Genomic DNA, 12,204 nt, shown 5'->3' with positions numbered 1-12,204 from the left:
CAGGTCAAGGAAGGCCAGACGCTGCTGATCATCGAGGCGATGAAGACCATGAACCAGATCCCCTCGCCCCGTGCCGGCACGGTGACGGCGATCCTGTTCGAGGATGCGCAGCCGGTCGAATATGGCATGCCGCTCGTCGTGATCGAGTAGAGCCGGGAACAGCCGAAAAATGTTCCAGAAAATCCTCATCGCCAATCGCGGCGAAATCGCTTTGAGAGTGCTGCGCGCCTGCAAGGAACTCGGCATCCAGACGGTGGTGGTGCATTCGACCGCCGACGCCGACGCCATGCATGTGCGGCTCGCCGACGAGAGCGTCTGCATCGGCCCGCCGCCGTCGCGCGACAGCTATCTCAACATCCACCAGATCGTCGCGGCCTGCGAGATCACCGGCGCCGACGCTGTGCATCCGGGCTACGGCTTCCTGTCGGAGAATGCCAAATTCGCCGATATCCTCGCCGCGCACAACATCACCTTCATCGGTCCGTCCGGCGATCACATCCGCGTCATGGGCGACAAGATCGAGGCCAAGCGCACCGCAAAGCGCCTCGGCATTCCGGTGGTGCCTGGGTCCGACGGCGCGGTCACCGAGGAAAAGGAGGCCAGACGCATCGCCGCCGAGATCGGCTATCCCGTGATCATCAAGGCGTCGGCCGGCGGCGGCGGACGTGGCATGAAGGTGGCGCGCAGCGAAGCCGATCTTGTCGTCGCACTGCAGACGGCGCGCTCGGAAGCCGGGGCTGCTTTTGGTGACGACGCCGTCTACATCGAAAAGTATCTCGAAAAGCCGCGCCACATCGAGGTCCAGGTCTTCGGCGACGGTGCCGGCCGCGGCGTGCATTTCGGCGAACGCGACTGTTCGCTGCAGCGCCGCCACCAGAAGGTCTGGGAAGAGGCGCCCTCGCCGGCGCTCAATGCCGAGGAGCGCGCGCATATCGGCGGCGTCTGTGCCAGGGCGATCGCCGATCTCGGCTACTCCGGTGCCGGTACCATCGAATTCCTCTATGAGAACGGCGGGTTCTATTTCATCGAAATGAACACCCGCCTGCAGGTCGAGCACCCGGTGACGGAAGCGATCACCGGTATCGACCTCGTGCATGAGCAGATCCGCGTCGCTTCGGGCGGCGGGCTTTCGGTGCGCCAGGAAGATATCCGCTTTCAGGGCCACGCCATCGAATGCCGCATCAATGCCGAGGATCCACGCACTTTCACCCCCTCGCCCGGAACGATCACCCACTTCCACACGCCGGGCGGCCTTGGCATCCGCGTCGATTCCGGCGTCTATTCCGGCTACAAGATCCCGCCTTACTACGACAGCCTGATCGGCAAGCTGATCGTGCACGGCCGCAATCGCGTCGAATGCATGATGCGGCTGCGGCGGGCGCTCGACGAATTCGTCGTCGACGGCATCAAGACGACGCTGCCGCTGTTTCGCGATCTCGTCGGTAATGCCGATATCGCCAATGGCGAGTATGACATCCACTGGCTGGAAAAATATCTGGCCAAAGAGGATTAGGTCGTGAACTTATAGAATATAATGTGGCGATGACCCGTCCCTACGCGCCAGGCTATCGCATCCCGACCGACCTGTTGCTCAAGGCCTATGCCTCGGGCGTCTTTCCGATGGCCGAAAGCGCCACCGATCCCGAAGTGTTCTGGGTGCGGCCGGAGACGCGCGGCATCATCCCTCTCGATGGTTTTCACACGCCCAAAAGCTTGAGGAAGGCGATCCGGAAAAATCTGTTCGACATCCGTTTCGATTTCGACTTCGAGGCGACCATCGATGGCTGCGCCGAGCGGCGCGAAGAACGCCGGTCGACCTGGATCAACGCGCCGATCCGCGAGGCTTATGTCGAACTTCACCGGATGGGCCATTGCCATTCGGTCGAAGCCTGGCGCGAGGGTCGGCTGGTCGGCGGCCTCTACGGCGTGTCGCTCGGCCGGGTGTTCTTCGGTGAAAGCATGTTCGCCCGGGAAACGGACGCGTCGAAGGTCTGTCTGGTGCATCTGGTCGAGCGCCTGAAGGAACGGCGCTTTGCGCTGCTCGACACGCAGTTCACCACCGAGCACCTCAAACGTTTCGGCGCAGTTGACGTGCCGAGGGGCAAATACGAAAAGATGCTGGCTGACGCGCTGAAGGGCGAAGCGGTCTTTTTCCCGTGATCTGCGCCAGGTCAGTTTTTTGCGGCAGGCTCAAGAGGCGTCTGCGCGTGGAACATCATCTTCCAGCCATTGACGCGATGGACATAGCCGGTGCTGACCAGCGCCGCATAAGGCTCGCCATTCTCGCGAGTGGCATGGGCCTCGTAGGTCAGCACGACGATGTCGCTGCCCGGCTCGATGATGCCCTTGAGATCGATATCGAGATCGCGCCAGCGGTTCGGATCCGTCGCGGTTTCGGCCAGATCGGCGTTACTCATCGTTTGCGCCATCTGCGGGAAAGCCACCAGGCATTCGGTGTCGGCATTGGCTTTGAAATAGGCAGCGTCGCCGGTCCAGAACCCTCTTTCGAGGTCGAGGAGTTCGTCCTTGTTGGCCATCATGGGAACATCTCCGTACCGCCAGCCATGACCAACGCACGGAGAATAAGGCGGTTCCGGAAGCTCAGTATGTGATCCCGAACAGGGGATCCCGCGCGCCTGGCGCTCTAATTGGATTTAGCAGCGTCGGGTGCCGGCACCTCCGACTTCTGCTTGCAGCCCTTCAGCCAGACATCGTAGACCGCGTGCTCGACGGCGTTGAGGCCGGGGCTTTCGGCAAACATCCAGCCGGTGAAGATGCGGCGGATTTTGCGATCCAGCGTGATCTCGTCGACCTCGACGAAGGAATCGGTCTTCGGCTCTTCGGTTTGCGGCCGCGAGTAGCAGATGCGCGGCGTCACCTGCAAGGCACCGAACTGCACCGTCTCGTCGATATAAACATCGAAGGTGATGATGCGGCCGGTGATCTTGTCGATGCCGGCGAATTCGGCGACGGGATTGGTAACGCGTTCTGGTGCCGCAGGTGCCGCCGGCGCCACTGTCGCCTCCGGTTCCACCGGCGCCTCTGGCGCCGCCGGGTCCACTGGCGCCTCAAGCGTCTGTGCGGCGGCCATGCTAAAAGCCGCAAAAGCGGCGGCGGCCACCGTCAGTCCGCACATCGAGATTCGGCTGAAAATGCTCATGCAAGGGTCCGGTGGTTTGCGCCCGGGGTGATTCTGTCGCGCCCAAGGCTAGTCGCTGCTGTCAGATCGGCAAGCAGCTAAACGCCAATTGTGGCGATAAAGGACCGATCCGCCGCGACGAGCGGTTACGAACCCGGCGTCCAGGCGTCGTAATCGCCCGTCACCTGCGGGCGGTGCTGGTTGGTGAGCACGGAGCCCTTGGGGCGATAGGCGGCGGCACTTCCGGTGAGGTTCGGCTGATGCGGCTTCTGCCAGTCGCGTGGCTTATAATTGTCGCTCGGCGGCGCGATATCGACGCGGTGATGCATCCAGCCATGCCAGCCGGGCGGAATCATCGAGGCTTCCGAATAGTCGCGATAGATGACCCAGCGGCGGGTGCGGCCTTCCGAATCGACACCACCCTCGTAGTAGACGTTGCCAGCCTCGTCCTGCCCGACTTTCTTGCCATGCCGCCAGGTGTGGAAGCGCGTGCCCAGCGTCTGGCTGTTCCACCAGGTGAAAAACTGCAGAAGGAAAGTCTTCATCCAAAGTCCTCGCGGCGGCTGCGGCGCCTGTTGCCTGCTTATGGCGTCAGGCCATCGCTAAGGCAAGGGTTTTGCCGCAAGCGCCGCGCAAATGGCTGTCAGAAAACCGATGCAAACCCGGCGGGCCTTTCGCTGCGGTCGAAGCATGCCTTGCCAAGGCTGCCCCGTCTTTCTAAAGCTCTGCGCGTCCATGCAGGTATCCTGTCTGATTGACGGTTGAGGGAGGTAAAGATGGCCCCGGATTCATCCGACCCTGAGCTGCGGATCAGTGCCAGCTCCATTCGCCTGCGCAAGGGCGGCGTGCCGGTCGTCTGCCTCACCGCCTACACCTATCCCGTCGCTCGCCTGCTCGACGATCATGTCGACCTGCTTCTGGTCGGCGACAGCGTCGCCATGGTTCTCCATGGCCACAAGACCACGCTGGGTGCTTCGCTGGAGATGATGATCGCCCATGGACAAGCGGTGATGCGGGGTTCGGGCAGGGCCTGCGTGGTGGTCGACATGCCGGCCGGAAGCTATGAGGCAACGCCGCGCCAAGCCGTCGCCTCGGCTCGGCGGATCGTCAACGAAACCGGTTGCCAGGCCGTCAAGCTGGAGGGCGGCGTCACAGTTGCCCGCCAGATCGCGGCGATCGTCGCTGCCGGCATTCCGGTCATGGGACATATCGGCTTGCAGCCGCAATCGGTGGAAAGCGACGGCGGCTACAGGATCAAGGGCCGAACCGAGGAGAATGTGGCGGCGCTTTATCGCGACGCCGACGCGGTCGAAAAGGCCGGCGCGTTTTCGGTGGTCATCGAAGGCACCGTCGAGACCGTCGCCGCCGACCTCACCCGGCACATTTCCATTCCAACCATCGGCATCGGCGCCAGCGGAGACTGCGACGGCCAGATCCTGGTCATCGACGATATGGTCGGCCTGACCGTCGACCGGGTGCCGAAATTCGTCAAGCAATATGCCGACCTGCGCAGCGTCATATCGCAGGCGGCAGCCAGCTATGCAGCGGAGGTGCGAAGCCGGACATTCCCCGGCCCGAACCACGTCTTTTCGACCGCAGCCGACAAGAGTGAAGCATGAGCCGGCCTCTCGTCGTCGACAGCGTCGCCGCCCTTCGCGCGCAAATCCGCGACTGGCGTCGTGATGGCCTCAGCGTTGCCATGGTCCCGACCATGGGTGCGCTGCATGACGGCCATGTCTCGCTGATCGGGATCGCACTCGAAAAGGCCGATCGCTGCGTTGTCTCGATCTTCGTCAACCCGACGCAGTTCGCGCCGAGCGAAGACCTCGACAAATATCCGCGCCAACTCGCCCGCGACCTCGACCGGCTGGCCGAGACCGGCGCCCAACTCGCTTTCACCCCTGGTGTGGCGGAGATGTATCCGGCTGGCTTCGCCACAAGGATCTCGGTCGGCGGGCCAGCCACCGGGCTGGAATCGGATTTCCGTCCGACGTTCTTCGACGGCGTCGCGACGGTCGTGGCAAAGCTCTTCCTGCAGGCGTCGCCCGACTGTGCAGTCTTCGGTGAAAAAGACTACCAGCAGCTTTGCGTCGTCAGGCAGCTCTGCCGCGACCTCGATCTGCCGGTGGAAATCATCGGCGCGCCAACGGTACGCGACGCACATGGCCTCGCCATGTCCTCACGCAATGCGTATCTGAGCGAAGCCGATCTGGAGGTGGCGCGCCAGCTCAACGCCATATTGCGCCGGACGGCGGCGGCACTAGCGGCAGGCGAGGATGAAGGCAGCGCGACCGCCGGGGCCAGCCGCGCGCTCGTCAAGGCTGGCTTCGACAAAGTCGATTATGTCGCGGCGCGCGAGAGCCTGACGCTCGCCCCATGGCGGAGAAACCGTGACGGACGCCTGCTCGCAGCCGCCTGGCTGGGCAAGACCCGGCTCATCGACAATGTGGAAGTTCCCTCGGCCTAAAGCGCGTCGCGTTTGGATGGATTCATTGCGACGCGCTTTAAGTTCTTTATGCATGTCGTTATCGCAAAACCGCTTCGCACCCTCGGTTCAAGCCCGAGGGCGTGCTTTTGCGCAACGTGCATTAGGCCAATCAGGCGACCTTGAGATCCTTCATCGCCTTCTCGTAGACATCCTTGATCGGCTTGGATACGTCTTCGGCGGCTTTCGTCGCCGCAGCCTGAAACTCCTTGCCCTGCTCGACGGTCTTTTCCACCTGCTTGCGCAGGAAGGCAGTCTGCAGTTCGATGAACTCGGAGGGCGATTTCACGGCAACCAGGGCTTCGAGGTGAGAAAAGCTGGCCTCAACATTTGAGCGCAGCGCGGCGATCGTCTTCAGCGACAGCTCATTGCTAGCGGTCCTGGCTGTCTCGAAGGATGACTCAAGCGCCTTTTGGGTCGCCTCGGCGCCGGTCGCCAGTTTCGATAAGGCTTCTTTCGACTGCTCGACGCCCTTTTCGGCGACAGCGCGGAACTGATCGGTTGCCGCGGTCGGGACTTCTGCGTTCTCGATGATTTCAGCAGTTTTATCAGCGGTCTTGGTCATAGTTTCCATCCTTTGCGGTGGGCGACCTTATAGAAAAGCCGTCTCGTTCATCTAGCAGCCTGACGTTACGGCATCTGCAGTGCATTGCAATATTTTTGTGCGTCGCACCATGCCTTTTTTGCCTCGGCGTTAGCCACTGCTGAATTCTTACCGAGCGTGTTTTGCGGACGACAGCTGAGAAAGTATTCAGGCAAGAATTGCAAACAGGGGCCCGCTTCAAGCGCGCCTGTCCGATACACGGTTCGCCCGGCGAAAGTGCACCTTTTCTTTTCCCCGCCTGCCGCGTTTTCCGGGTTTCACGGCTTTTTCGGTTAGCTCGGCAATCCGATCCAGAAGTGCTTCGCTGCCCACCGGCCAGCACAGCCGAGCAAACAGGGCAAAAAGTGCACTGTCACTAATTCCAATCTGCATATTTTTAGCCTTTGTGGATGACATCTTCAAAATCCAGGCAACCAGGCCGGCTCGGCTACAATTCGGCCAAAATCATGGTGCGGTCCTGCGCGCTCCAGGAGCGCAGCATCGATGCTCGGCTGGAATGAGAACGTTTCCTGGCGCGGATCCCAATCTTGATACCGGCACATGTCGAGCGGCTGCTCCCCTATCTGTTCCTGCTCGCATTGACCTGCATCGCGGTCGTCTTCCGGCCGCTCCTGCCTATCGATGAAACGCGATATCTCAGCGTCACCTGGGAGATGTATCTGAGCGGACAGATCTTCGTTCCGACGATGAATTTCGCGCCCTATCTGCAAAAGCCGCCGCTGCTGTTCTGGCTTATCGACCTGGCCTGGGACATTTTCGGCGCAAGCCGGGTTGCCGCGATGCTCGTTATCTTCGTCGCGTCGTCGCTCGTCATCTGGCTGACGACGCGTCTGACAAAAACCCTCTTTCCCAGGCGCGACGACATTGCAAGCCGTATCCCTTGGCTCGTCGCCGGAAGCACCATCTTCGTGATTTATTCGACGCTGATCCTGTTCGACATGCTGCTGACGGTCTTCGTGCTCGCCGCGCTTTTGTCGTTGCTTGCCTTTGCCAAAAACGGCAACCATAGGCACGCCGTGCTGGCGGGGTTGTTCATCGGACTGGGTGTTTTGACGAAAGGTCCGGTGGTGCTCATCCATATCGGCGCCCCTATCCTGCTTTATCCGTTCTGGCGCGATCGGCAGGCCGGGCTGGCGACGCCGAAATTTTTCGCCGGGGCGGGTCTGGCAATTCTCGCCGCATTGATCCCGGTGGCGATCTGGCTGGTGCCGGCGACCATCCAGACGAAAGGCAACTTCGTCTACGATCTTGTCTGGAACCAGTCGGCAGGGCGTGTCACCGGCAACCTGCACAACTCCCATGGCCGGCCGTTCTATTTCTATGTCGTGCTGCTGCCGATCATGCTTGTACCGTGGATCTTCATACCCGAAGTGTGGCGGCTGAAGCTGGCCGCCCGGATACGTGGCCTGATCGACACGAGATCGCCGGACCTGCGCGCACTGCGCCTGCTGTCATTCTCGTTCGTCGCGGTTTTACTGGTTTTCAGCGCGATATCCGGCAAGCAACCTCACTATCTGGTGCCGATGCTGCCATTTGCGACCATCCTGTTCGGGTATTTCATGGCTGAGATTCCCCTCGCGAAGCTCAGAAACTCGGCCTTCGTCCTGCTCGCAATTTTCGGCATCGGTCATGCAGCAGCGTCAGCGACAGCTTTCAGACGCGAAGATCTCATGCCGCTGGCCAACTTCATCGACGAGCGAAAGAATGCCGACTGGGCTGTCGCCTTCGACTACCAGGACGAGGTCGGCTTCCTTGCCCGGCTGCAAAAGCCGTTCGAAATCACCGACAATCCCGAGGAATGGCTTCGCTCGCATCCTGGCGGCTATGTCATCGACAAATCCAAGGACACTGGGACGTCGGAGCAAATCGCTTTCCGCCTTCACGTCGAACGAGGCTATCTTGTCGTCCTCAAGGGACAACATTGAGGGCGCGGCAACCGACCGCGCAGCCCGTAAAACGCAACTGACTGCGACATATCCGGGCAGACAAATCTATCCGATCGTCTTCTCGAAAATCAGCGCCGGCAGCCCTGAACCGCCGCCACAGTCGGCGGTGTTGCCGGCGGGCAAAAACCCTTTCGAGCGATAGAAGGCGACGGCCGGAGCGTTTGCCTCTTCCACTTCGACACGCAGCGTCCGCGCCTCCGGAAAGCTGGCCTCGACCTCTTCCAGCAGCGCCTGGCCGATCCCTTGCCTCTGGCAGGTCGGATGCACGTAAAGCTGGTTCAGCATGACGATCTTCGCATCCGTGGTGGCTGCGGCGAAAGCCATGCCGCCGATGCGCCTGCCGTCGTCTGCGACCAGGAATTCGGAGTTCGGCCGTGTCAGCCGCGCCTTGAGCGAGGCGATCGAATGCCATTCGTCAGTGATCTCGGTGACTTTGGCAGCACCATAGATGGCGTCATAGGTGGCATGCCACGTTTCGACCAGCAGCGCCCGGATGGCAACCAGATCGCGTTCGCTGGCAGTGCGGACGAACATCGGTTTTCTCGCTGACGGCTCGCCTATGCTTCGACAGGTTTGCGTTTGAGATCGATCACGGCGAGCAGCACGACCCAGATGAGGAGCACCAGGCTGCCCGGCATGTTGGCCGCCATGGCGATATCGGAGAAACCTGTTGCCGCCGTGGCGACGCCGCCAATCAGGACGCCAACGGCCCCTGCGCTGCCGAGCAACGACATCCAGACTGGACAGTGCTTCGCCTGTTGCAACGCGATGCTGGCGAGCAGGACGGTCAGGCCGAGCAGCGCGGCGCTCACCGCGGCAAAGCCGATTTCGATCTGCCGCACCGCAAAGGCAGCGTTGAACAGCGATGCCTTTGCCGCATCGTCAGCCATGGCCCATGCGTTGACCATGGCCTTCAGTGCGATGCCGTCGACTGCCTGCAAAGCCGCCGCAGCCGCAAGCGACGCCGCGCCAAATATGATGGTGAGCAGAGCAGAGCCCCGCGCCGGACCGTCGAACAGACGGCCAATGATCAAAAGCATGCCGGCGACCATCGCCACGAAACCGGCAAGTTGGGCCATGTGACTAAACAACCAATTGTGGTCGGCGGAATACTCACCGAAGGCGCGAAGCGCATCATTCGGGTCCTCATGCATCGGATGCAGCAGCGTGCCGACGAAAAGCAGCACGGCACCTGCGATCAGTAGCGCCGACGAGACACCTGCCTGATTGCGCGGCCGTGGTCTTGCGTTCATAGCCCTATTCAATCCCGAGCTTGGTCTTGACGAGGTCGTTTACCGCTTGCGGGTTGGCCTTGCCGCCCGTCGCCTTCATCACCTGGCCGACGAACCAGCCGGCCATGGTCGGCTTGGCCCGCGCCTGCTCGACCTTGTCCGGATTGGCTGATATCACCTCGTCGACCGCCTTTTCGATGGCGCCGCTGTCGGTGACCTGCTTCATGCCACGGCTTTCGACCAACTGGCGCGGATCGCCGCCTTCGTTCCAGACGATCTCGAACAAATCCTTGGCGATCTTGCCGGAGATGGTGCCCTCCTTGATCAGGTCGATGACCGCGCCGAGCTGATCGGGCGAAACCGGAGCATTTTCAATACCCTTGCCGGCTCTGTTCAACGCGCCCAGCAGATCGTTGATGACCCAATTGGCGGCGAGCTTGCCGTCGCGACCAGCGGCCACCTTCTCGAAATAGTCGGCGACCGCCTTTTCCGACACCAGGATCGAGGCGTCGTAGGGCGACAGGCCAAGCGAGGAGATCAGCCGCGCCTTCTTGGCGTCGGGCAGTTCAGGCAGATCCTTTGCCAACGCATCGACATAGGCCTGGTCGAATTCCAGCGGCAGAAGATCGGGATCCGGGAAATAGCGGTAGTCGTGCGCTTCTTCCTTGGAACGCATCGAGCGCGTCTCGCCCTTATTGGGGTCGAACAGCCGCGTTTCCTGGTCGATTTTGCCGCCATCCTCGAGGATGGCGATCTGGCGGCGCGCCTCGTAGTCGATGGCCTGGCCGATGAAGCGGATGGAGTTGACGTTCTTGATCTCGCAGCGCGTGCCGAATTCGCCGCCGGGCCGGCGCACCGATACGTTGACGTCGGCGCGCAACGAGCCTTCGTCCATATTGCCGTCGCAAGTGCCGAGATAGCGCACGATGGTGCGCAGCTTGGTGACATAGGCCTTGGCCTCGTCGGCGGAGCGCATATCGGGCTTGGAGACGATCTCCATCAACGCCACGCCGGAGCGGTTGAGGTCGACATAGGACATCGTCGCATGCTGGTCGTGCATCGACTTGCCGGCATCCTGCTCCAGGTGCAGGCGCTCGATGCCGACCTCGATGTCCTCGAATTCGCCCTGCCGGTCCGGGCCGACGGAGACGATCACCTTGCCCTCGCCGACGATCGGCTGCTTGAACTGCGAGATCTGATAGCCCTGCGGCAAATCGGGATAAAAATAGTTCTTCCGGTCGAAGACCGACTTGTGGTTGATCTCGGCCTTCAGCCCGAGGCCGGTACGGATCGCCTGCTTGACGCATTCCTCGTTGATGACCGGCAGCATGCCCGGCATCGCCGCATCGACGAGGCTGACATTGGCGTTTGGCGGCGCGCCGAAAGCCGTCGAGGCGCCGGAGAACAGCTTTGCTTGCGAGGTCACCTGCGCGTGCACCTCGAGGCCGACGATGATTTCCCAGTCGCCGGTGGCACCTGATATCAGGCGTTTGGCGTCGGGCGTGCGGGTGTCGATGATGGTCATGGCGATCCGGATAATTGTTGTTCACGTTTGTCTGGCGTTGTCGGTCGACAAAATCAAGCGTTCGCTAGATCAATCGGCCGGAGCTGGCAAGGGAGCCCCTGTTGACCGAGATCCCCGCTGTTGACCGGGATCCCCCTATTGACCGAGATCAATGTCGTCGGTTGCCAACACGGCAATGATTGCCATGAGGCAGGAGTGACCGACATGAGTTTTCTCGACTATTTGATTTCAGTCGACGCCAGAACCGCATTGATGGGTCGCATGATGCAGAAGTTGGGCGTCGACCGGCAATTGAAAACCGTACCCGACCACGAAGCCGTCACCCGTCGCGCCGTCGACCGCTGCCGTTCGTGCGGCCATCAGGACGAATGCGCGATTTGGATCGACGAAAACGAGCAACCGAACGATCCGCCGGACTATTGCCGCAACCGTGACCTGATCGCACGGCTGCAACGTGCGGCCGGCCTGCGCTAGAGAACGGACGGCTGAACAGGTGGGCGGTCACGCCGTCGCGATGTAGGCCCTGATCTCCGCGGCCTCGCGCTCGACATCCTCGATGCGCCGCTTGACCACATCACCTATGGACACGATGCCGTCGAGCAGGCCGTCCTTTTCCACCGGCAGATGGCGGAAACGGCCACTGGTCATGATCTCCATGACCTCGTTGACGGTGTGGTTCTCATTACAGATCTTCACCTTGGGCGTCATTGCCGAACGCACCGCGATATCCAGTGCGGCGGCTCCTTCCCTGGCGAGGACCCGCACGACGTCGCGCTCGGAAAGAATACCGACGATCTTATGATCGCCATTGGTGATGACCAGCGCACCGATCCTGTGTTCGGCCAGGATGCGAATGGCCTCGCTCAGTTTTTCGTTCGGCCCGAGCGTCAACACGTCATGGCCTTTCTGCTCGAGAATTGCCTTAACAGTCACGGCGTCCTCCTCAGTTTTACTTGCCGGTTCCTGCCCTGACCGGCTTTCCTTCTGCGCATGACCCCGAAAATCGGCCTCGATTTTCGGAAGGATCATGCGCAAATCAAAGTTCTACAGCGTCCTTTGCGCGTCCAAGAGGACGCGCGGCGCTGTAGTGAACATCGTGCGCCGCGATCGATTGCATTTCAAGTGCGGCGATGCTTAAGCCGTGAACTCATCCGGCTGCTGCCGTCGATCGAAAGCGCGCAGGCCGAAGAAGCCGGCGACGAAACCGCCAATATGCGCCTCCCAGGCGATCTGGCTGTCGATGCCGGGCGCGAAGGCAACGAGGCCGGTGGCG

16 protein-coding genes and 1 pseudogene are annotated in these 12,204 nt (G+C 61.4%); 7 read left to right on the top strand and 10 right to left on the bottom strand.

Annotated elements, in window-relative coordinates:
• From EOA78_RS32740 to aat, 3 genes are all read left to right on the top strand, one after another.
• Positions 1-150, top strand: a 150-nt coding sequence (locus tag EOA78_RS32740; RefSeq protein WP_348628514.1) for a biotin/lipoyl-containing protein, incomplete at its 5' end; no start/stop codon positions are given.
• A 19-nt stretch (positions 151-169) separates the two neighbouring features.
• Positions 170-1,513 carry an acetyl-CoA carboxylase biotin carboxylase subunit gene (gene accC / locus EOA78_RS32735; protein WP_127319589.1) on the top strand — a complete coding sequence of 448 codons (1,344 nt, stop codon included), beginning with the start codon at positions 170-172 and terminating at the stop codon, positions 1,511-1,513.
• Positions 1,514-1,542: 29 nt separating this feature from the next.
• Entirely contained in the window at positions 1,543-2,160 is a 618-nt protein-coding gene (aat, locus tag EOA78_RS32730; protein WP_027154458.1) for a leucyl/phenylalanyl-tRNA--protein transferase, read from the top strand.
• An 11-nt stretch (positions 2,161-2,171) separates the two neighbouring features.
• Here aat and EOA78_RS32725 read toward each other — a convergent pair whose 3' ends face one another.
• From EOA78_RS32725 to EOA78_RS32715, 3 genes are all read right to left on the bottom strand, one after another.
• Positions 2,172-2,540 carry a hypothetical protein gene (locus EOA78_RS32725; RefSeq protein WP_127319587.1) on the bottom strand — a complete coding sequence of 123 codons (369 nt, stop codon included), beginning with the start codon at positions 2,538-2,540 and terminating at the stop codon, positions 2,172-2,174.
• Between the two features lie 104 nt (positions 2,541-2,644).
• On the bottom strand, positions 2,645-3,160 hold the full coding sequence (locus tag EOA78_RS32720) for a DUF2155 domain-containing protein (RefSeq protein ID WP_127319585.1): 516 nt from the start codon (positions 3,158-3,160) through the stop codon (positions 2,645-2,647).
• 125 nt (positions 3,161-3,285) lie between these two features.
• Entirely contained in the window at positions 3,286-3,684 is a 399-nt protein-coding gene (locus tag EOA78_RS32715) for an NADH:ubiquinone oxidoreductase subunit NDUFA12 (RefSeq protein WP_127319583.1), read from the bottom strand.
• Positions 3,685-3,915: 231 nt separating this feature from the next.
• On the opposite strand from EOA78_RS32715, the gene panB reads away from it, so the two are divergent.
• Positions 3,916-4,758 (top strand): 3-methyl-2-oxobutanoate hydroxymethyltransferase, encoded by an 843-nt coding sequence (gene panB / locus EOA78_RS32710; RefSeq protein WP_127319581.1) that lies wholly within the window; start codon positions 3,916-3,918, stop codon positions 4,756-4,758.
• Positions 4,755-5,606: a pantoate--beta-alanine ligase gene (gene panC / locus EOA78_RS32705; RefSeq protein WP_127319579.1), complete on the top strand. Its 852-nt coding sequence runs from the start codon at positions 4,755-4,757 to the stop codon at positions 5,604-5,606. The genes panB and panC overlap by 4 nt, the downstream gene beginning before the upstream one ends.
• Positions 5,607-5,736: 130 nt before the next feature.
• Here the strand turns inward: panC and EOA78_RS32700 are convergent, their stop codons facing one another.
• Both EOA78_RS32700 and EOA78_RS32695 read right to left on the bottom strand, forming a co-directional pair.
• On the bottom strand, positions 5,737-6,189 hold the full coding sequence (locus tag EOA78_RS32700; protein WP_127319577.1) for a phasin: 453 nt from the start codon (positions 6,187-6,189) through the stop codon (positions 5,737-5,739).
• Between the two features lie 216 nt (positions 6,190-6,405).
• Positions 6,406-6,624 (bottom strand): hypothetical protein, encoded by a 219-nt coding sequence (locus tag EOA78_RS32695; protein WP_127319575.1) that lies wholly within the window; start codon positions 6,622-6,624, stop codon positions 6,406-6,408.
• Positions 6,625-6,755: 131 nt separating this feature from the next.
• Here EOA78_RS32695 and EOA78_RS32690 point away from each other — a divergent pair, with 131 nt between their 5' ends.
• Positions 6,756-8,153, top strand: a complete 1,398-nt coding sequence (locus tag EOA78_RS32690) for a glycosyltransferase family 39 protein (protein WP_127319573.1) — start codon at positions 6,756-6,758, stop codon at positions 8,151-8,153.
• A gap of 66 nt (positions 8,154-8,219) precedes the next feature.
• On the opposite strand, the gene EOA78_RS32685 is transcribed toward EOA78_RS32690, so the two are convergent.
• Genes EOA78_RS32685 through gatB form a run of 3 tightly spaced genes read right to left on the bottom strand, consistent with a single transcriptional unit; the run spans position 8,220 to position 10,931 of the window.
• On the bottom strand, positions 8,220-8,708 hold the full coding sequence (locus EOA78_RS32685) for a GNAT family N-acetyltransferase (protein ID WP_127319571.1): 489 nt from the start codon (positions 8,706-8,708) through the stop codon (positions 8,220-8,222).
• Between the two features lie 23 nt (positions 8,709-8,731).
• The gene (locus EOA78_RS32680) at positions 8,732-9,427 is read right to left on the bottom strand and encodes a hypothetical protein (RefSeq protein ID WP_127319569.1); all 696 of its coding nucleotides are present in this window, start codon (positions 9,425-9,427) and stop codon (positions 8,732-8,734) included.
• A 4-nt stretch (positions 9,428-9,431) separates the two neighbouring features.
• The gene (gatB, locus tag EOA78_RS32675) at positions 9,432-10,931 is read right to left on the bottom strand and encodes an Asp-tRNA(Asn)/Glu-tRNA(Gln) amidotransferase subunit GatB (protein WP_127319567.1); all 1,500 of its coding nucleotides are present in this window, start codon (positions 10,929-10,931) and stop codon (positions 9,432-9,434) included.
• Positions 10,932-11,069: 138 nt separating this feature from the next.
• Here gatB and EOA78_RS32670 point away from each other — a divergent pair, with 138 nt between their 5' ends.
• Positions 11,070-11,405, top strand: a complete 336-nt coding sequence (locus EOA78_RS32670) for a DUF6455 family protein (RefSeq protein WP_245477927.1) — start codon at positions 11,070-11,072, stop codon at positions 11,403-11,405.
• A gap of 27 nt (positions 11,406-11,432) precedes the next feature.
• Here EOA78_RS32670 and EOA78_RS32665 read toward each other — a convergent pair whose 3' ends face one another.
• Both EOA78_RS32665 and EOA78_RS32660 read right to left on the bottom strand, forming a co-directional pair.
• Positions 11,433-11,864, bottom strand: coding sequence for a CBS domain-containing protein (locus tag EOA78_RS32665; RefSeq protein WP_023798170.1), 432 nt, complete (start codon positions 11,862-11,864; stop codon positions 11,433-11,435).
• Between the two features lie 201 nt (positions 11,865-12,065).
• Positions 12,066-12,204 (bottom strand): annotated as a pseudogene (locus EOA78_RS32660) (rhomboid family intramembrane serine protease); the annotation flags it as partial.

Origin of the sequence: Mesorhizobium sp. M5C.F.Cr.IN.023.01.1.1 (assembly GCF_003997585.1) — a bacterium.
In the GTDB taxonomy this organism is placed as follows: Bacteria; Pseudomonadota; Alphaproteobacteria; order Rhizobiales; family Rhizobiaceae; genus Mesorhizobium; species Mesorhizobium wenxiniae.
Note: the sequence above shows the minus strand (reverse complement) of the source record. Positions and strands in the feature narration are given on the sequence as shown.